This window comes from Streptomyces sp. NPDC104313 (assembly GCF_055583985.1).
Genome location: NZ_JBVJMW010000018.1, coordinates 35,044 through 55,551 on the forward strand (window position 1 = coordinate 35,044; position 20,508 = coordinate 55,551).

Genomic DNA, 20,508 nt, shown 5'->3' on the forward strand with positions numbered 1-20,508 from the left:
CGGTTCCGGCCGTCAGCCCGTCGCAGCGGCGTCGGCGGCCTCGGCAGCGGCCCGCTCGGCGGCCTCGACCACGTTGACCAGCAGCTGCGCGCGCGTCATCGGGCCGACGCCCCCCGGGTTCGGGGCGACCCAGGCGGCCACCTCGCGGACCCCCGGGTGCACATCGCCGACGATCTTGCCGTCCGCGTCCCGGCTGACGCCGACGTCGAGCACCGCCGCGCCCGGCTTCACGTCCTGCGGCTTGATCAGGTGCGGCACACCGGCGGCGGCGACGATGATGTCGGCCTGCCGCAGGTGGGAGGAGAGGTCCCGGGTCCCGGTGTGGCACTGGGTCACCGTGGCGTTCTCCGACTTACGGGTCAGCAGCAGCGGAATCGACCGGCCGATGGTGACACCGCGTCCGACGACCACGACGTGGGCCCCGTTGATCTCCACGCCGTGCGCGCGCAGCAACTGGACAACGCCCTGCGGGGTGCAGGGCAGCGGGCCGGTCTCGTTGAGGACGAGGCGGCCAAGGCTCATCGGGTGCAGTCCGTCGGCGTCCTTCGCCGGGTCCATCAGCTCCAGGATCCGGTTGGTGTCGATGCCCTTGGGCAGCGGCAGCTGGACGATGTAACCGGTGCACTCGGGGTTGGCGTTGAGCTCCCGGACGACGTCCTCGATCTCCTCCTGGGTGGCGGTGTCGGGAAGTTCGCGCTGGATGGAGCCGATGCCGACCTGGGCGCAGTCACGGTGCTTGCCGTTGACGTACCACCGGCTGCCCGGGTCGTCCCCGACGAGCAGGGTTCCGAGGCCGGGAGTGATCCCCTGGGCCTGGAGGGCCGCCACACGGACGGTCAGATCGGATTTGATCGCGGCAGCGGTGGCCTTGCCATCGAGAATCTGGGCAGTCATGCGCCCATCCTCCCGGATGACCCCGCCCGCATACCAATTGCCGGTGCCACCCCCGTACCGGACATTGCACTTGCACAACGTCGGGGCCCCGGACTGGACAAACAAGGGTTCCGCTCATAACGATGAAGGCCGCGGTTGTACGGGGGGCGGGCCGCTGATCGCTGTCCTTCCTCCGTGTGGCCATCTCGTCCCCACACGCCTGTTGAAGGAACACCCCTTATGAGCTTCGGCGACCCGAACAACCCTTACGGGCAGCAGCCCGGCCAGCCGCCCCAGGGCCCGCCGCAGGGACAGCCCGGTTACGGCTACCCGCAGCAGGCTCCGCAGGGCGTCCCGCCGCAGGGCTACGGGTACCCGCAGCAGCAGCCCGGACAGCCGTACGGGGCCTACCCGCAGCAGCCGGGTTACGGCGGCCAGCAGCCCGGCCACGGCGGTATGCCGGAGCTGGCCCACTGGGGCCTGCGCTTCGGCGGACTGATCGTCGACGGGCTCGTCATGATGATCCCGTACATCCTGGTCATCATCGGCGGCGCGGTCGGCGAATCGTTCGGCTCGATCCTCGCCGTCATCGGCTTCCTGGGCCTCATCGCCGTGGCCGTCTGGCAGCTGTACCAGGAGGGCACCACCGGCCAGTCGATCGGCAAGAAGGCCGTGGGCATCCGCCTGCTGCGCGAGGCCGACGGCCGCCCGCTGGGCTTCGGCATGGCCTTCGTGCGCCGCCTGGCCCACTTCCTGGACAGCATGGCCTGCTACATCGGCTGGCTGTGGCCGCTGTGGGACGCGAAGAAGCAGACGTTCGCGGACAAGGTCTGCTCGTCGGTGGTCGTCAAGGCCAACTGATCCGCCGCAGCACCTCGCACGTACGGAAGGCCGCACCCGGTGAGAACGGGCGCGGCCTTCGCGCGTACCGGGCCGGACTTCACGCATGGCCCGGACCTCACGCGTGGCCCGGCCCTTCGCGCGTACGGGCGCCGGTTCCGCGGTCAGTCGCCCCGTACGCCCGGGATCTCCGCCGGCTCCGGTGTCGTGCGCTCCATCACCACGAAGCTGCCGCCCCGGTGCTTGAGCCGGTAGCGGGCCTCGGGGTGCAGCTGCTCGGCGTACGCCACCGGGTCCTGGATCGGGCGGGACCAGCCGAAGTCCAGGTTGATGGCGACGATGTCGGGTGCGGTGCCCGGGGCTCCGCCGACCCAGTAGACGGTCCGGTCGGAGGTGAGGTGGGCCATCAGCGTGATGTCCGTCTCGACCCGCGCCCCGGCCGGGATGGCGTCCAGCGCCGCCCGGGCCGCCTGGCTGCGGGCGTCGTCGGTACGGTAGGTCTCCGGGCGCAGCAGGTCGCGCAGTGGCAGGTGCTGGGTCATCGCGACGGCGATCGCGGCGGCGACGGGCACGGCGGCCTTCGCGTACGAGGCGAGCCAGGGCCGGCGCGAGTCACGGCTGCGGCGGACGCCGTCGGCCAGCGCGAGGAAGAGCACCGGCATGAGGATCGCGCTGTAGTGCCAGACCATGCCCCAGTGGTTGCTGTCCTGCGAGAGCAACCGCCAGCCGAGCGTGGGCACGATCAGCAGCGTCAGCGGTGAACGCAGCGCCATGAACGCGGTGATGCCGATCAGGAAGACCAGCATCTCGATCTTGACGGAGGAGTCGAGGACGCCGAGGACGGAGTCCAGCATCGAGACGTCCCGCTCGCCGTCCTTGTCGATCTTCTGCCAGTAGTCGTAGGTGCCCGCGCTGCTGGCCGCCGGAATGAGGACCGTGAGTGTGACGACGAAGGCGGCGACCCCGAAGGCGGCGAGGAGTGCGCCCTGGAGTCGGCGGCCGTGGACGAAGAGCAGAAAGCCGACGACCGCCACGGTGGCGCCCAGGTCCTCCTTGACCAGGACGAGCGGGAGCGACCAGAGCAGGGCCGCCGTGTACCTCTTCAGGAGCAGGGCCCGGCAGACGAGGGCCAGCAGCGGCACGGCGAACGCGATCTCGTGGAAGTCGGCCTTCACCGCTTCCTGGATCCCCCAGGAGAGTCCGTACGCGACGGTGACGCAGAGCCCGGAGCGCCCGCCGAGAAGCTGCTGGGTGGTGCGGCCGACGATGACCGCCCCCAGTGCGAACAGCGCGGCCTGGGCGAACAGCAGGGACTCGGCCGACGGCCAGAGCCAGTACAGCGGGGCCAGCAGCGCCACGATCGGGGAGAAGTGGTCGCCGAGGATCAGATAGCCCGGCCCCTTGATGTCGACGACCGGGGCGTCCAACCTGGCGTAGGCCCGGACCTCCTGCTCGAAGATGCCCAGGTCCCAGGAGGGCGAGCCGAAGCGGCTGTACTGGAAGTACGAGTAGAGGAAGTAGAGCGCGCACAGGATCGCGCCGGCGACGAGGTAGAGGCGCAGGGGTACGCGTTCGGCGGCCAGGGCCTCGCCCGCACTCGGGGAGCCGTCCGCCGGGCGGGCGTCCGGAGCGGCGTCGGGCCCCGGGTCCTGGGCGGGCAGGCGTCCCGGTCCCGACCGGTCCGTTCCACTCTTGTTCAGCTCAAGCACGGTGACTGCTCCCGCCAGGGATTCCACGGCCGCTCATCGGACACGCCATGTTCATCCGTTACCTCATGGGATACGGCCGTTCATTAGAACAGAACGGCGAGCCGGTTCCGTGCGACGGACACGGCCGAGGCCGCACCCCGTGTCGGGTGCGGCCTCGGGTCCGGTCGGCGGAAGCGGCCCTGGTCAGAAGCCCTGTCCAGAGGTCCCTGCCAGAGGTCCCGGTCAGTGGTCCCTGCCAGAGGACCCGGTCAGTGGTCCCGGTCAGTGGTCCCTGCCAGAGGACCCGGTCAGTGGAAGAAGTGGCGCGTACCGGTGAAGTACATGGTCACGCCGGCCTTCTTCGCGGCCTCGATCACCAGCTCGTCGCGGACGGACCCGCCGGGCTGGGCAACGGCCTTGACGCCGGCGGCCGTGAGGATCTCCAGGCCGTCGGGGAACGGGAAGAAGGCGTCGGAGGCGGCGTACGCCCCGCGCGCCCGCTCCTCGCCCGCCCGCTCGACGGCGAGCTTCGCGGAGTCGACCCGGTTGACCTGGCCCATGCCGACGCCGACCGACGCGCCGTCCTTGGCGAGCAGGATCGCGTTGGACTTGACGGCGCGGCTCGCCTTCCAGGCGAAGGCCAGCTCCTTCAGTTCGGCCTCGGAGAGCGCCTCGCCGGTGGCGAGGGTCCAGTTGACCGGGTCGTCGCCCTCGGCCTGGAGGCGGTCGGCCACCTGGAGCAGCGCGCCGCCGTCGATGGCCTTGACCTCGAACGCGCCGGTCGGGGCCTCGGGAGCGCGCAGCACGCGGATGTTCTTCTTGCGGGCCAGCACCTCGACGGCGCCGTCCTCGTAGGCAGGGGCGACGATGACCTCGGTGAAGATCTCCGCGACCTGCTCGGCCATCTCGACGGTCACCGGGCGGTTGACGGCGATGACGCCGCCGAACGCGGAGAGCGGGTCGCAGGCGTGTGCGTTGCGGTGCGCGGTCGCGATGTCGTCGGCGACGGCGATGCCGCACGGGTTGGCGTGCTTGATGATCGCGACGCAGGGCTCGGCGTGGTCGTAGGCGGCGCGGCGGGCGGCGTCGGTGTCCGTGTAGTTGTTGTAGGACATCTCCTTGCCGTGCAGCTGCTCGGCCTCGGCGAGACCGCCGCCCCCGGAGGTGTAGAGCGCGGCGGGCTGGTGCGGGTTCTCGCCGTAGCGCAGGACGTTCTTGCGCGTGAAGGTGTCCCCGAGGAACTCGGGCAGGCCCGAATCGTCGGCGGCGGCGTAGCCGTCCACGAACCAGGAGGCGACGGCCACGTCGTAGGCGGCGGTGTGCTGGAAGGCCTCGGCGGCCAGCCGCTTGCGGGCGGTGAGGTCGAAGCCGCCCGTGGCGACGGCGGCCAGGACGTCGGCGTACCGCCCGGGGCTGGTGACGACGGCGACCGACGGGTGGTTCTTGGCGGCGGCGCGGACCATCGAGGGGCCGCCGATGTCGATCTGCTCGACGCACTCGTCGTCGGAGGCGCCCGAGGCGACCGTCTCCTTGAACGGGTAGAGGTTCACCACGACCAGGTCGAAGGGCTCGACGCCGAGCTCGGCGAGCTGCTCGCGGTGGGCGTCGAGACGGAGGTCGGCGAGGATGCCGGCGTGGACGCGCGGGTGCAGCGTCTTGACGCGGCCGTCCAGGCACTCGGGGAAGCCGGTGAGCTCCTCGACCTTGGTGACCGGCACTCCGGCGGCGGCGATCCTTCCGGCGGTGGAGCCGGTGGAGACGAGTTCGACGCCCGCCTCGTGCAGACCGCGGGCGAGGTCTTCGAGCCCCGTCTTGTCGTAGACACTGACCAGAGCGCGGCGGATGGGCTTATTCACCGACATGACCGAGATGAACCTTTCGTCCCTCAATGCGATGGCCGTCACGGGCGATCCGCCCCACGGCCTCGACGAGCAGCGAGCGCTCGACTTCCTTGATCCGTTCATGGAGGGCGGCTTCACCCTCCGGGGTGTCCTCCTCGGTCACCTCGACCACGCCCTGCGCGATGATCGGACCGGTGTCGACGCCGTCGTCGACGAAGTGGACGGTGCAGCCGGTGACCTTCACGCCGTACGCGAGGGCGTCACGCACTCCGTGGGCACCGGGGAAGCTGGGCAGCAGGGCGGGGTGGGTGTTGACGGTCCGGCCGCCGAACGCCGCGAGGAACGCCGGACCGACGATCTTCATGAAACCGGCGGAGACGACGAGGTCCGGGCGGTACGCGGCGACCTGCGCGGCGAGCGCCCCGTCCCACTCGGCGCGGGTCGCGTGGTCCTTGACCTTGCACACGAACGTGGGGATTCCGGCCCGCTCCGCGCGCTCCACGCCGCCGGTCCCGTCACGGTCCGCGCCGACCGCGACGACCCGCGCTCCGTACGCCGCCGTGTCGTCGCCGATGGCGTCGAGCAGCGCCTGGAGATTCGTACCGGATCCGGAGACCAGCACGACCAGCCGGGCAGGAGAGGCGGAGGGGGGCGGGGAGGCCACGTCGGGGCCCTTTCTCACGTGATGACCGCATGGTGACTCAGGTGCGGCATGCTCTTTGTAGGGTCGTACGAAAATATCGCTTCGCCCGATACGGGGAACCCTACGAACGGGCCGACCGTCAGCAACGATACCGGCACACCCGACGGCCCCCACGGGACGGGGGCGTGACCGGGAGGTAGCGTCAGGGGACAGCGAGCCGTCCACCGGGCGGACGAACCGCCCTACGGGCGGACATGACGAGATGGGGAAGACGTTCACCACATGCCGGACCGACGCCGTCGCACCGCCTTCCGCCTTCCCCTGTCCGAGCGGTCCGCTCCGCTGATGCGGGAAGGCCGGCCCTCTTCGCCGGACTCCTCGTCCTCGGGTCACTCGTCCCCGGACTCCTCGTCCCCGGGCCCCTCGTCGTCGGGCCCTCCTTCCCCGGATTCCTCGTCACCGGATTCCTCGTCGCCGGGTCACTCCTCGCCGGATTCCTCCCCGGAATCCGCACCGGCCTCCGGCTCCGCCGCGAAGCCCCAGGAGGACAACCCGTTCGCCGCGCCGCCCGCGGACCGTCCGGACCAGCCGTGGCGGCCGCGCCGCCCCGCCGGGTCCAACAGGCCGGAGGGGTCGAACGGGTCGGACGGGAAGGGTGGGTCCGACGGGAACGGCTCCGACGGGGACCGCCCGTCGTGGGGCGGCCAGTGGAGCAGCAAACAGCCCGGCCGGGGCAACGGCGGCTTCGGCGGCCGCCCCGGCGGGAACGGCTCCGGCGGCCCTGGAGGCAAGGGCGGAAGCGAACGCGGCGGTGCGGGCGGACTGCGCTGGGACCCCACCGACCCCGCACAGCGGCGCGCCCGTTACGCGGTGCTCGGCGGTATGTGGGCCTTCTTCTTCGCCCTCTTCGACCTCCCGGATCTCGCGCTGCTCCTGGGCGCGCTCTCGACGTACTGGGCGATCAGCGCGCTCCGCACCCCGCTGAAGAGCGCCTCCGCGACGGACCGGACGGCGGTGGGCGCCACCGGCGCTGCCGGGACCGGCACGGGAGCCACAGCGGGCGACGTCTCCGGAGCCTCGCCCACCGCGCCCACGCCCGCCGCGCCGAAGAGCGTCAGCAGCAGGCAGCAGACCACTGCGGCGGTGAGCGGCCTGGTGACCGCCCTGCTGGCGCTGCTCATCGTGGCGACCACGTTCACCGTGCAGCTCGTCTACCGCGACTACTACACCTGCGTGAACGACGCCCTGACCAAGACGGGCGCGCTGGCCTGCAACGACCAGCTGCCGAAGCCGCTGGAGCCGCTCTTCGGCGTCAAGAAGTAGGCCCCGGGCGGTCCGGCTCCGGCGCGGGACGACCCGCGGCGGCATCGGCGGGCCCAACGGGACCAGCGGCATCGGCGGGACCAGCGGGACCAGCGGGGAATTCGGCCATCAGTCCGCCGGAACCCCGCTTCAGGGAGGCCCAACGGGCCTCCCTGAAGTCTTTCTCGTGCCACGGGTCGGTCGGCAGGAAGTCGTACGGCTCGAACCCCGCGTCGCCCCGTCCCACCCTCGGCCCGGCCGCGCCGACCGAAGCGTCGGGGGCCGTTTCGGAGGCCGCCCCGGGGGCCGGAACCGAGGAAGCGGCGGGTGCTCCGGCACCGGCCGACACCGTACCGCCGCACGCGCCCACCGCCCTTGCCCGCCCACGCCACGGCGCCCACCAGCGGCGCGGACGCCCGATGACGGCCTCCGCCGCCGCCTTCTCCTCGGTCGCCACCCTCGCCGACGCCGCCACTGTCGCCATCGCTGTCGCCGCGAGCTCTTCCGCCTCCGGTACGTCCCTGCGCCAGGCCCAGCCCGGGGTACGCAGTCGCCACAGGCGCAGCAGCAGGGCCGCCGGTACGCCGATGCCCGCGGTCCACGCCAGCGCCGCCGGACCTGCCAGCCACCAGACCGGGCCGAACTCCCTCAGCGCGCCGGTGCCGAGCGACCCACCGGCCACCGCCGTGAGCAGCGCCGTCACGGCACCGCACCCCAGTGCGGCGAGCAGCGTCACCAGCACCGTCTCGCGCCGGCTCCACGCCTGACCACGAGGCGAGTCGGCGGGCGCGGCCCTGCGGGCGGTGAACCAGGCGACCACCAGCGCGGCCGCCACCGGCACCGCCAGGGCCGCCCCGTTCAGCAGGGAGCCCGGCCCCTGGTCGGGCAAGGCCGCCAGCAGGGGGAAGTGGGGCGCCGCCGGGGTCCCGTCGAGGCCGAGCGGGGTGGCGGTGGCTCCCGTACCGAGCGAGAAGCCGGGACCGAGCCCGTACGCCGCTCCCCACAGTGCGGCGTTCGGCACGAGCGAGGCGGCAAGCAGGAGCACGGCGAACTGTCCCGACCAGTCGCCCGCGAGCCCCAGGAACGTGTCCCGCGCCGACCCCGCGTTCCGGCCGAGCGCCACCGCGACCAGCAGCGCACCACCCCCGAGCAGCACCGTCACGCCCGCCGCCGCCGACCGGCACACCGCCTCGGCCCGGTCACGGTAGAGCGTCCGTACGATCGCCTCCTGAAGCACCAGGGGCGACCAGGACGGCAGGGGCCACAGTGGCCGCCCGGCCGCCGTCCACACTCCGGCCGCCGCCGCACCGGCCACCACCAACGCCACCGGGAACACCAGCGTGTCCGGGTCCGGGCGCAGCGAACCGCCCCGCGCACAGGCCGCCGCCCCCGCCACGACCAGCAGGTATCCCGCGGTCACCGCGCAGAACGCGCCCGCGCGTGAAGGCCTGGACCGTCCCTCCTCCGGCTCCGCCGCATCGCGCGCCGCGCGGTGCGCCAGCCAGACCGGGCCCACCACGAGCAGCAGCGGCACCACGGAGACGGGGGCGGGAACGCCGCTCAGGGTGTCGGGCCGCACGAGTCCCGCGCCGTGCGCGAGCAACCAGACCCCGGCCGCCGCGCGCAGCGCCCCGCCCGGTCCGCTGTCGGGGTACGGGGAGCTGATCCACACCACCATGACCAGCACCGTCAGCGACCCGAGGCCGAGCCCGGCGGCGACGATTCCCCTCACCAGGGCGGCGGCCAGGGCCAGGGTGCGGTTCCGCTCGACCGTCACCTTCGGGCTGCTTTGCGTCATTTGGGTCACGCGGCCCATGCTGCCAACGACACGCGCCTATTTCGCGTAACGCGCGAACAGCCGCTGTGTCGCTCAATATACGTTTATGTACTTTTTCAGCCAGTGCGGCGCTGCCGGGGGGCGTCCATGACCCGGAGCACCACCGACGAGGCCGCCGCACCGCAGCTGCCCTCCCCCAAGGAGCGCCGCAGACTGCGCGAGGCGAAATCGCTGAGCGAGGAACAGGTAGCGGCGGCGGTCGGCGTCACGCGCGCCACCGTGCGCTCCTGGGAGACGGGGCGCACGAGCCCGCGCGGACGCAAGCGCGCGCTGTACGCGAAGCTCATCGCCCCCGAACCGGAGGCGCTCGCCACGACACCATCAGCGGCTGTGGCGGCTCCGACAGCTCCGCCGACTCCGCCGTCTCCGGAGCCCGCCCCCGAACCCATTCCCGAAGCCATTCCCGAAGCCCCTCCGGAAACCTCCCCGGAGGTACTGGCGACGGCGGTGGCGGGGGCGGACTTGGGCGCCGGTGCGGAGGCGGCCGGCGAGCGGCGTCTCTCACCCGCCGAGGCGTTCGACGGGCTGTACGCCCGGACCGCCCCCGGCCTCGTCCGGCAGACCTATCTGCTGACCGGCCGCCGCGCCCTGGCCCGCGAGTCCGTCGAGCGTGCCTTCCAACTGGCCTGGCACCGCTGGCCCGAGGTGGCCGTCGACCGCGACCCGGCCGGCTGGGTGCGCGCGGCGGCGTACGAGTACGCGATGTCCCCCTGGCACCGGCTGCGCCGCGTGCACCGCCACCCCGACGCCCCGCCCACGGAGCCGGGGAAGCAGGCGCTGTTCGACGCGCTGCTCGACCTGCCCCCGGCCTACCGGCGCACGCTCCTCCTCTACGACGGGGTCGGACTGGACCTCCCGGAGACCGCGGCAGAGACGGAGGCCAGCACCCCGGCGGCGGCGGGCCGTCTGATGACCGCCCGCGCCGCCGTCGCCGAGCGGCTCCCCGAACTCGCGGCCGCCGGTTCGCCCGCCGAGCAGTCGGCCCTGCTGCACGACCGGCTCGGCGGGCTCGCGCGCGCCGAGCACGTACCCGTACCGCAGCCGGCCGGTGCCGTGCGCACCGGCAGCGAGGACAAGGCCAGGCTGTGGACCCGGGCCGCCGTCGCCGGCGTCGCGCTCCTCATCGCCGTGACCGGACTGACCCTGCACACCGCGCCCACCCACTACGAGCCGCCGATCTCCCCCGCCGAGCGGGTCGGGGGCGTACCGCCCCGCGGAGGTCCGCAGAAGCTCACCGCGCAGGACCTGAAGCTCCAGAAGTCGCTGCGCGAGCAGTTGGCGCACGGCTCGGAGCGGCTGATTCCGCAGCTGCGGTGAGCCGTCGAGCGGACGGCGGGCGGGTACGCGAACGGCGCGGGCCCGCACCCCTGCGTCACAGGGAGTGCGGGCCCGCGCCGTTCGCAGCGTGTCTCCGCTGCCTGACTGCCCGCGTCAGGCGCCGAGGATCTCGCGCGCCAGTTCGGCGGTCTCGGTCGGCGTCTTGCCGACCTTGACGCCGGCGGCCTCGAGGGCCTCCTTCTTCGCCTGGGCGGTGCCCGAGGAGCCGGAGACGATGGCGCCGGCGTGGCCCATGGTCTTGCCCTCCGGGGCGGTGAAGCCCGCGACGTAGCCGACGACCGGCTTGGTGACGTTCTTGGCGATGAAGTCGGCGGCACGCTCCTCGGCGTCGCCGCCGATCTCGCCGATCATCACGATGAGGTCGGTCTCCGGGTCCGCCTCGAACGCCGCGAGGGCGTCGATGTGCGTGGTGCCGATGACCGGGTCGCCACCGATGCCGACGGCGGACGAGAAGCCGATGTCACGGAGCTCGTACATCATCTGGTAGGTCAGCGTGCCGGACTTCGACACGAGACCGATGCGACCGGGCTTGGTGATGTCGCCCGGGATGATGCCGGCGTTGGACTGGCCGGGGGTGATGAGACCCGGGCAGTTCGGGCCGATGATCCGGGTCTTGTTGCCCTTCGCGCCGGCGTACGCCCAGAAGGCGGCCGAGTCGTGGACGGCGATGCCCTCGGTGATCACGACGGCGAGCGGGATCTCGGCGTCGATCGCCTCGACGACGGCGGCCTTCGAGAAGGCCGGCGGCACGAAGAGGACGGACACGTTCGCGCCGGTCTTCTCCATCGCCTCGGCGACGGAGCCGAAGACCGGGATCTCGGTGCCGTCGAAGTCGACGGAGGTGCCGGCCTTGCGCGGGTTCACGCCACCGACGATGTTGGTGCCGTCGGCGAGCATGAGCTTGGTGTGCTTCATGCCCGTCGCGCCGGTCATCCCCTGGACGATGACCTTGCTGTCCTTGGTGAGGAAGATAGCCATGGTGGTCTGAGTCCCTCTTCCTTACTTCGCAGCCGCGGCGAGCTCGGCGGCCTTGTCGGCCGCGCCGTCCATGGTGTCCACGCGCTGCACGAGCGGGTGGTTGGCGTCGGAGAGGATCTTGCGACCCAGCTCCGCGTTGTTGCCGTCGAGACGCACGACCAGCGGCTTCTCGACCTTCTCGCCCTTGGACTCCAGCAGGGCGAGCGCCTGCACGATGCCGTTGGCGACCTCGTCACAGGCGGTGATGCCACCGAAGACGTTGACGAACACGGACCTGACGTCCGGGTCGCCGAGAATGATCTCCAGGCCGTTCGCCATGACCTCCGCGGAGGCGCCGCCACCGATGTCGAGGAAGTTGGCGGGCTTCACGTTGCCGTGGTTCTCACCGGCGTACGCGACGACGTCCAGGGTCGACATGACCAGACCGGCACCGTTACCGATGATGCCGACCTCGCCGTCGAGCTTGACGTAGTTGAGGTTCTTGGCCTTGGCGGCAGCCTCGAGCGGGTTGGCTGCGGCCTTGTCCTCGAGCGCCTCGTGACCCGGCTGACGGAAGTCGGCGTTCTCGTCGAGAGACACCTTGCCGTCCAGGGCCAGGATCCGGCCGTCCTTGGTCTTCACCAGCGGGTTGACCTCGACGAGGAGGGCGTCCTCGGCGATGAAGGTGTCCCACAGGGTCACCAGGGCCTCGGCGACACCCTCGGCCACGTCGGCCGGGAACTTCGCCTGGGCCACGATCTCGCGGGCCTTGACGATGTCGACGCCGTCGACAGCGTTGACCGGGACCTTCGCGAGGGCCTCGGGGGTCTTCTCCGCGACCTCCTCGATGTCCATGCCGCCCTGCACCGAGGCCATGGCCAGGAAGGTGCGGTTGGTGCGGTCGAGGAGGTACGAAACGTAGTACTCCGCCTCGATCTCCGGGGACAGCTCGGCGATCATCACCTTGTGGACCGTGTGGCCCTTGATGTCCATGCCGAGAATGTCGGTCGCCCGGGCGACCGCCTCGTCGGGGTCGGCAGCCAGCTTGACGCCGCCGGCCTTGCCGCGGCCGCCGACCTTCACCTGCGCCTTGACGACAGACTTGCCGCCCAGCTTCTCGGTCGCCTCGCGGGCTGCCTCAGGCGTGTCGATGACTTCACCGGCCAGCACCGGTACACCGTGCTTGGCGAAGAGGTCCCTCGCCTGGTACTCGAACAGGTCCACGCGCGTCCGTCCCTTTTAGTGGTATCGCGGTTCGTTCTTCTGCGTGGGCGTGCCGCGAAGGGCAACGTGACTGCGCGGTCACAAGGAAGGCGTACACGGTGTCCGGGTACGCGGCATGTCCATCCGGCAGGTTATCCCCGCGCCCCGTGTGCCCCTAAATCGCAGATCACACCTGAGCGGTGATAACGGTCACAGAAGGTGGCCCCGCCAACTTCCGGGCGGGGCTCGCCGCGAGCCGGAAGAGGCCGGTCGGACCCGGAGTACCCGGCCCGGACCCCCTCGGCCGGATACTCCGACGCGGTGGACCGTGCGGCTTGCGAGCCTGCGCGGTTCGTCCGCCTCGGAGCGCGGACACCGCGTCCGTCGCGAACGACGGGGCGACGCCCGCACGAGCCCGTGGAGGGGTAGCGCAAGCTCCCGGCTACTGTTGGATCTCCTTGTCCGGTATGGGCAGTGGCCTCTTCTCGATCGCCGCCGCCATGACGTCCGGGAAGAGATCCGGTGTGCAGGCGAACGCTGGTGCGCCCAGCGCCCCGAGCGCCGCCGCGTGCTCGTGGTCGTATGCCGGTGCACCCTCGTCGGAGAGCGCGAGCAGCGTCACGAACTGCACGCCGGAGGCCTTCATCGCGGCGACCCGCTTGAGCATCTTGTCGCGTATGCCGCCCTCGTAGAGGTCGCTGATGAGGATGACGACGGTGTCCGCGGGGCGGGTGATCCTCGACTGGCAGTAGGCGAGCGCGCGGTTGATGTCGGTGCCGCCGCCGAGTTGGGTGCCGAAGAGGACGTCGACCGGGTCGTCGAGCCGGTCCGTGAGGTCGACAACCGCCGTGTCGAAGACGACGAGCCGGGTCGAGAGGGTGCGCATCGAGGCGAGCACCGCCCCGAAGACCGCGGCGTAGACGACCGACGCGGCCATCGAGCCCGACTGGTCGATGCACAGGACGATGTCCTTCTTGGCCGACCGGGAGGCGCGCCCGTGACCGATGAGGCGCTCGGGAACGATCGTGCGCCTCTCCTCCGCGAATCCCGAGTCGCCCGCCACCCCCGCCATTCGCGCGCCTTCCGTCCCGGCCGGTCCCGGGACGGGGAGGTAGTTCTTGAGGTTGGCGCGGATGGTGCGGTTCCAGTCGATGTCCCGGTGGCGCGGCCGGCTGGTACGCGCCGAGCGGTCCAGGGCACCGGTCAAGGTAGCCCTGGTGCGGTTCTCCAGACGCTTCTCCAGGTCCTCGACGACCTTGCGGACGACAGCGCGTGCGGTCTCCTTCGTCGTCTCGGGCATCGCCTTGTTGAGGGAGAGCAGGGTGCCGACGAGGTGAACGTCCGCCTCGACCGCCTCCAGCATCTCCGGTTCGAGGAGCAGGGCCGCCAGGCCGAGCCGGTCGATCGCGTCGCGCTGCATCACGTGGACCACGGAGCTGGGGAAGTACGTCCGGATGTCGCCGAGCCAGCGGGCGACGGAGGGCGCCGACGCGCCGAGACCCGCCGAACGGCCACCGGAGCCCCGGCCGCCGGGTTTCTTCCCCGCACCGCCGCCGTACAGCGCGTTCAGCGCACCGTCCATCGCGGCGTCCTGGCCGGTGAGGGCGCGCCCGGTGCTGTCGGCGCTGTCCGCCCCGAGCACCATCCGCCAGCGCCGCAGCCGTTCGGCGTCGGGCGCGCGCGGGGCGGTGGGCCGCGCCGTCCCCGAGGCCTGTGCCGTTGTCCGTTCCATCGTCTCCCCCGTCGGTTCCGTCACACCACGGCCGCTCGTGCCCGGGTCCGCCGGGTCCGTAGGGTCCGTCACACCACGGCCCCTCGTGCCCGGGTCCGTCGTCGTCATCCGGCTGCCTCCTCGGGCTCCGGTCCACGGCCGAGCAGCAGGCGCAGCAGAGGCTCGACCGCGTCGGCCCTGGCCCGGTCGAGACCGGGTCCGAAGCCCCCGGGCACCCGGCCGACGTCGTCCCTGCGGGCGCCCTCGGGGACGGGCCCGCGCCGGACCAGGTCGCCCAGAGTGCGCCGTACGCCCGGTTCGTACGCGGAGAACGTGCGGCGCAGCAGCGGCAGCACATCGGTGAACATCTCGGTGGGGACACCGGTCAGCCAGGCGTCGACGAGACCGAGGAGCCGCTCGTCGTGGACCAACAGCATGCCGCCGCCCGACGTGCCGCCGATGAACCCCTCGATCCAGGCGGCGGCGTCGGCGGGCGGGGTCCCGGGCGAGAGCGCCAGGCCCATCAGCCGGGCCGCCCCGTCCTCCGCCAGCCGCCCCTCGTCCAGGAGCAGCCGGGTGGCCCGGCCCCGGATGATCCCGGCGACCGTGTCCCGGGCCGCCAGCTTGTGCAGGACGGCGTCCCAGCGCTCCCGCAGCCCTTCGGCGGAGGCCGTTCCGGCGAGCAGAAGCCCGATCGCACCGTGCACGGCCTCCACCTGACGGCGCAGCGCCTCGGCCCCGTCGGCGTCGAGGCCGGTGCAGGCGGGCGGCAGGCCGACGCAGATCCGCTCGGCGAGTCCGGCGGCGACCACCGCGAGCGCCGCCGTGTCCGTGGAACGGACGTCCCCGTACCGCAGGGAGCGGGCGAGGGCGGGCAGCGCGTCCGCGAGGTGGCCGACGTCGGCGTCGAGGGCGGCCCGGTCGGCGAGGGCCCTCATCACGACGGGCAGCGCCTCGGGCAGTCCGGCCAGGAGACAGTGTTCGGCGAGTGCGGTGACGTCGGCCAGCGCGGTCGCCGCCACGGCCCTCGATTCGGCCTTCGCGGTGGCGGCGGTGAGGACGGTGGTGCCCCAGACGCCTGCCTCCGCGACCCGGACGTGCAGTTCCGGTTCCCAGCTCAGCCGCCAGCTCTCCCGGAAGGTGCCAGTGCTGCCCCGGCCCGCGACCGGGTCGCCCCAGCCGACGTCGAGAAGGCACAGCCGGTGCAGGAGGCGGCTGCGGGCGGCGTCGGTCTCCTTGCGCAGGTCGAGATCCAGCTCGCGTTCCGACGCCTCCGGCTTGAGCCGGAGGGCGCGCTGGCTGCGGGTCAGGTCCCGTTGCAGCGGGACGGCCGGGGCGGTGTCCGGCACCTCGCCGAGGGTCTCGCCGACGATCAGCCGGTCCCGGACCAGGGCGAGCGGGACGTCGGACCCCTCGCACATGACGGCCCGCACCGCGTCGGTCGTCTCGCTCAGACCTGCCAGCGGGCGGCCCCGGAGGGCGGCGAGGGTATCGGCGAGCCGGACGGCCTCGATGACATGGGCGGTGGAGACGAACCGGTCCTCCTCGCGCAGCAGTCCGGCGACCTTGGTCATCCATCGCTCGATCGGCCGGTCGGCGACGTCGAAGAGGTGCCCGTACCAGCCCGGCGAGTCGATCCCCGCCCCGTATCCGCTGTGCCGGGCGAGCCGGCGGTGGGTCCACGGCACCCAGGTGAGATCGGCCTTGACCTTCGGGAGGCCCTTGAGCAGGGCTCGGTCGGCGGCGAGGGTGCTCCGCACGGCGAGGGCGGGGACGTGCCAGGCGCCGCAGACGACGGCGACGTCGTCCCCGAACTCCTTGCGCGCGGTACGCAACTGGATCCGCATGTACGCCTCGCGCACCGCGTCCCGGGGCTGCCCGCCGTCGCCGTACGCGTCGCGGAGAGCGCTCATGGCCTCCGCCAGCGCGACGAACGGCACGAGCGCGTCGCCCCCGTCTCTCGCGCCCCTCTCACCGCTCCCGTCTCTCTCGCCGCTCTCGCCCCTCGTGGCTCCGGGCGGGCCCGCATCGGAGCCACGGCCGGTAACGATGTTCTGGCGGGTACCCACATCCCGGCCTGTGCCGGTACCGCCGCCGCCCGGTGAACGGTGCTCGACGACGTCCTCCCACCAGCGTTCGGGATCGTCGTATCCGGCGGTCTCGGCGAGAACCCGGATCGGGTCGACGACCGACGTGGTCTCTTCCCCGGCCTGCTCCCCCGCCACCGCCTCCTCGCTCCCCGCGCCCGGCGCGGGTTCTTCGAGCGCGAGGGAGTGGGCGGCGGGCAGGTCGATGAAGCGGACCGGGACGTCGTGGTCGAGAGCCCAGCGGATGGCCACCCACTCGGGCGAGAACGCGGCCATCGGCCAGAAGGAGGCCCGCCCCGGGTCGTCCACGGCGTGCGCGAGCAGCGCGACGGGGGGACGCATCCGCGGGTCGGCGGCCAGGGGCAGCAGCGCGTCGCCCTCGGGCGGCCCCTCGATGAGGACAGCGGCCGGACGGGCCGCCGCGAGCGCGGCGAGGACCGCGCGGGCCGACCCGGGGCCGTGGTGCCGCACCCCCAGGAGCCAGGGCCCTGCGGCCACACGGGGCCCTGGCCCGGCGGCTCCGGCCGGTCCGGTCGTGGCCGCCGCGGTAGCCGTCGCCGTCCCGGTCCTCGCTGCCGCTCCGGCCGTCGTCGCCGCCCCGGCGGGGCTCGTCATGCGGATACCTCGCGGCAGGCGCGGTAGAAGTCCTTCCAGCCGTCCCGCTCGCGGACCACGGTCTCCAGATACTCCTGCCAGACCACCCGGTCCGCCCCCGGGTCCCGGACGACCGCGCCGAGGATGCCGGCCGCGACGTCTCCGGGGCGCAGGACGCCGTCGCCGAAGTGGGCGGCGAGCGCGAGGCCGTTCGTGACGACGGAGATCGCCTCCGCGGTGGAGAGGGTGCCGGAGGGGGACTTGAGCTTGGTGCGCCCGTCGGTGGTCACCCCGTCGCGCAGTTCGCGGAAGACCGTCACCACGCGCCGGATCTCGGTCAGGCCCTCCGGCGCCGCGGGCAGGTCGAGCGAGCGGCCGATCTGGTCGACGCGCCGGGACACGATGTCGACCTCGGCGTCCGGGGTGGCGGGCAGGGGCAGCACGACGGTGTTGAACCGACGGCGCAGCGCGCTGGACAGCTCGTTGACGCCACGGTCCCGGTCGTTGGCCGTGGCGATGAGATTGAAGCCGCGGACGGCCTGGACCTCCTGGCCCAGCTCGGGGACGGGGAGCGTCTTCTCGGAAAGGATCGTGATGAGCGAGTCCTGCACATCGGCGGGGATGCGGGTCAGCTCCTCGACCCGGGCGGTCATGCCCTCGGACATCGCCCGCATCAGCGGACTGGGCACCAGGGCGTCGCGGCTGGGGCCGTGGGCCAGCAGCCGGGCGTAGTTCCACCCGTAGCGGACGGCTTCCTCGGGCGTCCCCGCCGTGCCCTGCACGAGCAGCGTCGAGTCACCGCTGACGGCGGCGGCGAGATGCTCGGACACCCAGGTCTTGGCCGTACCGGGGACGCCGAGCAGGAGCAGCGCCCGGTCGGTGGCGAGCGTGGTCACGGCCACCTCGACCAAGCGGCGCGGGCCCACGTACTTCGGCGTGATCACCGTGCCGTCCGGCAGGGTCCCACCCTGCAGATAGGTGGCGACGGCCCAGGGCGACAGCCGCCAACGGGTCGGCCTCGGGCGGTCGTCGGCGGCTTCGAGTGCCTTCAGTTCGTCGGCGAACGCGTCCTCGGCGTGCGGGCGCAGCACCTCGGTGCCCGCCTCCGGCTCGACGGCCGCGGTGGTTTCGGACACGGTCATGGATCCCCCTCCAGATCGTTCGACCTGATGTGGTTCCCACCGTGCACCATGCCACTGACAACGGGCCCTGACCGCAGGTCAGGGCCCGTTGGGAGAGGCGTGGGACCGGCTCGGCGGCCCTGTCGGACCTCCGCCGCTCGGCCGTCAGCCGTCAGCCGTCAGCCGTCAGCCCACGATCGGCGACACGGCGACGCAGCCGCCCGCCGTGAGCATGCCCTCGCCCTTTGCCTCCTTGATGACCTTGCCCTTGTAGGTGATGGTGCAGGTGATGTCCGTACCGCCCGCGTCCACGGCCACCGGCATGACCGCGGGCGGCATGATGCCGCGCAGCTCGACGGTCTTCTTCCACGGCAGGGCCGGCGAGGTGACGGTCTCCAGCTCGGGCTCCATGGCCTTGCCGCCGCCCCCGTGGTACGTGATCTCTTCGACGCTCTTGCCGGTGACCTCGTACGTGACCTCGTATGTCTCGTCCACGGTCGTGTCGACCGCCTTGCCGACCGCCTCGTCGACCGACTCGGCCGAGCAGGCGCCGAGGCCGAGCACGAGACCGGCGATCGCCACGGCGTGGGCAGCGGTACGCACGGGCCGGGTGGTTCTGGCGGTGCGTGCGGTGCGGAAGGTGCGGTTCATTCCGGGATCCCCCTGAGTCAAACCGGGCACGGATCTGTTCCGTACGCGGAGATCGCAGAAGAACGCAAAGGGATAGCAAAGTCAAATCCGCTCGGGGCGACTGCTTCGCAGGTCGGAGGGGTCTGTCAGTGGTGCCGCCTACCGTCGGGGACATGCTGCTATCTCACGCGGGAGAACCCTCGCCCACCGGTGGACCGGTGGCGCGCTGGTCGGTGGAACAGGTGCTGGCACTGGCTCCTGATGACGCATCACGCAAGGCGGGTACGCGGCTCGGCACGGCCGGCCCGTGGACAGGCACGGGCCGCGATGCCGCGGGCGCGGTGTGGGGCCGGTGCCAGGGGAGCGGGAGCACGCCGTACCGGACGGTGATCGACACCACTGGCCCCGCCTACTCCTGCAGCTGCCCGAGCCGGAAGTTCCCGTGCAAGCACGCACTGGGACTGTTGCTGCTCCGGGCGTCCGACGAGGCCGCGCTCCGGCCTGGCGAGCCCCCCGACTGGGCCGCTGCGTGGATCGGTGCCCGGCGCGGACGCGTCGCGGAGAAGAGCGGGCCCACCGTGGGCGGAGACACAGCGCGGGGCCCCGCCGACGCCGCCGCCAGAAAGCGCGCGGAGCGCCGCGCCGAGCGCGTCACGGGCGGGGCCCAGGAGCTGGAACAGCGCCTGGGCGACCTGCTGCGCGGCGGACTCGCCGCGACCGACCACTCGGGGTACGGCCTGTGGGAGGAGACCGCGGCCCGCATGGTCGACGCCCAGGCCCCCGGGCTCGCGGCCCGGGTGAGGGAGCTGGGCGCTATCACCGGATCCGGTCCGGGCCGGCCGGTCCGCCTGCTGGAGGAGTGCGGCCTGCTCCATCTGCTGGACACGGCCTGGATCGGCCGGGAGCGGCTGCCGGAACCACTGGCCGCGACCGTGCGCACGAGAGTGGGACTGCCCGTGTCCGCCGAGGGCTCCCCGGTCCGTGACCACTGGCTGGTCCTCGCGCAGTACGACACCCCGGACGGCAAGATCGTCGCCCGACGGATCTGGCTGTACGGGCGGGAGTCGGGCCGTACGGCTCTGCTGCTCTCGTTCGGCGCGGCCGGCCGGGCCCCGGCGCAGGCGCTGCCGGTGGGCTGGACGATCGACGCCGAGCTGACGCCGTATCCGGGCTGCGGGCAGCTCCGTGCGGAGCTGGGCGAGCAGTTCGGAGCCATGGCCCTGGCGGGGCCCCCGCCAGGGATCGCCGCAGCGGCCGCGCCGGCCGTCTACGGAAACGCCCTGCGGGAGGACCCCTGGCTGGACGCCTGGCCGGTCACCCTGCACGACGTCATACCCGTGCCGGGCAGGGACGGCTGGCAGGTGGCGGACGCGCACGCCGACTCCGCGCTGCCGATCGCCCCGGCCGCGCTGTCCCGGCCCGGCCTCTGGAAACTCGTCGCCCTGTCCGGCGGTGGCCCGGTCACCGTGTTCGGTGAGATCGGCCACCGCGGCTTCGACCCGTTCGCGGCCTGGGACCCGGGCGAAGCGGAGGAGAACGGGCGCGCCACGGGCGGCGCGGTCGTCCAACTGGTCTGACCCGGGCGACCGGCCGACCCGGCCCGGCGCACTCCGACGACGCCCCACCCCGCCCGGCGCACCCGGACGACCCGCCCACCTCCCGGCGCCTACCGGCAGACCGCCTCACCAGCCCACCGCGAACCCCGGGCCGTCGCCCGCCCCTCCCTGCCGGCCGCATCTCCGCGCCGCCCCGATCCGCTGTCCAGGTCCGCTGTCCAGGTCCGCCGCCACCCCGATCCGCCATCCCAGTCCGACATTCGCGCATTCCTGCCGCTGGAGGGGAA

15 protein-coding genes are annotated in these 20,508 nt (G+C 72.7%); 4 read left to right on the plus strand and 11 right to left on the minus strand.

The window, feature by feature from the left end:
• Window positions 1-12 precede the first annotated feature (12 nt).
• Window positions 13-894: a bifunctional methylenetetrahydrofolate dehydrogenase/methenyltetrahydrofolate cyclohydrolase gene (locus ACZ60Q_RS31190; RefSeq protein WP_469640917.1), complete on the minus strand. Its 882-nt coding sequence runs from the start codon at window positions 892-894 to the stop codon at window positions 13-15.
• Between the two features lie 219 nt (window positions 895-1,113).
• Here ACZ60Q_RS31190 and ACZ60Q_RS31195 point away from each other — a divergent pair, with 219 nt between their 5' ends.
• The gene (locus ACZ60Q_RS31195; RefSeq protein ID WP_469640918.1) at window positions 1,114-1,734 is read left to right on the plus strand and encodes an RDD family protein; all 621 of its coding nucleotides are present in this window, start codon (window positions 1,114-1,116) and stop codon (window positions 1,732-1,734) included.
• A 143-nt stretch (window positions 1,735-1,877) separates the two neighbouring features.
• Here the strand turns inward: ACZ60Q_RS31195 and ACZ60Q_RS31200 are convergent, their stop codons facing one another.
• The 3 genes from ACZ60Q_RS31200 to purN form a co-directional block, all read right to left on the minus strand.
• The gene (locus ACZ60Q_RS31200) at window positions 1,878-3,422 is read right to left on the minus strand and encodes a DUF2079 domain-containing protein (RefSeq protein ID WP_469640919.1); all 1,545 of its coding nucleotides are present in this window, start codon (window positions 3,420-3,422) and stop codon (window positions 1,878-1,880) included.
• 287 nt (window positions 3,423-3,709) lie between these two features.
• Window positions 3,710-5,263: a bifunctional phosphoribosylaminoimidazolecarboxamide formyltransferase/IMP cyclohydrolase gene (gene purH, locus ACZ60Q_RS31205; RefSeq protein WP_469640920.1), complete on the minus strand. Its 1,554-nt coding sequence runs from the start codon at window positions 5,261-5,263 to the stop codon at window positions 3,710-3,712.
• Window positions 5,250-5,906: a phosphoribosylglycinamide formyltransferase gene (gene purN, locus ACZ60Q_RS31210; RefSeq protein ID WP_469640921.1), complete on the minus strand. Its 657-nt coding sequence runs from the start codon at window positions 5,904-5,906 to the stop codon at window positions 5,250-5,252. The genes purH and purN overlap by 14 nt, the downstream gene beginning before the upstream one ends.
• 261 nt (window positions 5,907-6,167) lie before the next feature.
• Here purN and ACZ60Q_RS31215 point away from each other — a divergent pair, with 261 nt between their 5' ends.
• Window positions 6,168-7,208, plus strand: a complete 1,041-nt coding sequence (locus tag ACZ60Q_RS31215; RefSeq protein ID WP_469640922.1) for a hypothetical protein — start codon at window positions 6,168-6,170, stop codon at window positions 7,206-7,208.
• On the opposite strand, the gene ACZ60Q_RS31220 is transcribed toward ACZ60Q_RS31215, so the two are convergent.
• Window positions 7,198-8,985, minus strand: a complete 1,788-nt coding sequence (locus ACZ60Q_RS31220) for a cell division protein PerM (protein WP_469640993.1) — start codon at window positions 8,983-8,985, stop codon at window positions 7,198-7,200. The two genes, ACZ60Q_RS31215 and ACZ60Q_RS31220, sit on opposite strands and share 11 nt — an antisense overlap.
• Window positions 8,986-9,111: 126 nt before the next feature.
• Between ACZ60Q_RS31220 and ACZ60Q_RS31225 the strand changes: the two genes are divergently transcribed.
• A complete protein-coding gene (locus tag ACZ60Q_RS31225; RefSeq protein WP_469640923.1) occupies window positions 9,112-10,341 on the plus strand; it encodes a helix-turn-helix domain-containing protein in 1,230 nt (409 codons plus the stop codon).
• Window positions 10,342-10,455: 114 nt separating this feature from the next.
• Here the strand turns inward: ACZ60Q_RS31225 and sucD are convergent, their stop codons facing one another.
• From sucD to ACZ60Q_RS31255, 6 genes are all read right to left on the minus strand, one after another.
• Complete coding sequence (gene sucD / locus ACZ60Q_RS31230) at window positions 10,456-11,340, minus strand: succinate--CoA ligase subunit alpha (protein ID WP_469640924.1); 885 nt, start codon at window positions 11,338-11,340, stop codon at window positions 10,456-10,458.
• Between the two features lie 21 nt (window positions 11,341-11,361).
• Window positions 11,362-12,543: an ADP-forming succinate--CoA ligase subunit beta gene (gene sucC, locus ACZ60Q_RS31235; RefSeq protein ID WP_469640925.1), complete on the minus strand. Its 1,182-nt coding sequence runs from the start codon at window positions 12,541-12,543 to the stop codon at window positions 11,362-11,364.
• Window positions 12,544-12,964: 421 nt separating this feature from the next.
• Complete coding sequence (locus tag ACZ60Q_RS31240) at window positions 12,965-14,362, minus strand: VWA domain-containing protein (protein ID WP_469640926.1); 1,398 nt, start codon at window positions 14,360-14,362, stop codon at window positions 12,965-12,967.
• On the minus strand, window positions 14,359-16,935 hold the full coding sequence (locus tag ACZ60Q_RS31245) for a DUF5682 family protein (RefSeq protein ID WP_469640927.1): 2,577 nt from the start codon (window positions 16,933-16,935) through the stop codon (window positions 14,359-14,361). Before ACZ60Q_RS31245 ends, ACZ60Q_RS31240 begins: the two co-directional genes overlap by 4 nt.
• Window positions 16,932-18,056 (minus strand): ATP-binding protein, encoded by a 1,125-nt coding sequence (locus ACZ60Q_RS31250; RefSeq protein WP_469640928.1) that lies wholly within the window; start codon window positions 18,054-18,056, stop codon window positions 16,932-16,934. Before ACZ60Q_RS31250 ends, ACZ60Q_RS31245 begins: the two co-directional genes overlap by 4 nt.
• A gap of 165 nt (window positions 18,057-18,221) precedes the next feature.
• Entirely contained in the window at window positions 18,222-18,686 is a 465-nt protein-coding gene (locus tag ACZ60Q_RS31255; RefSeq protein ID WP_469640929.1) for an MmpS family transport accessory protein, read from the minus strand.
• Between the two features lie 152 nt (window positions 18,687-18,838).
• Here ACZ60Q_RS31255 and ACZ60Q_RS31260 point away from each other — a divergent pair, with 152 nt between their 5' ends.
• Window positions 18,839-20,242 carry an SWIM zinc finger family protein gene (locus ACZ60Q_RS31260; RefSeq protein ID WP_469640930.1) on the plus strand — a complete coding sequence of 468 codons (1,404 nt, stop codon included), beginning with the start codon at window positions 18,839-18,841 and terminating at the stop codon, window positions 20,240-20,242.
• Window positions 20,243-20,508: the final 266 nt, after the last annotated feature.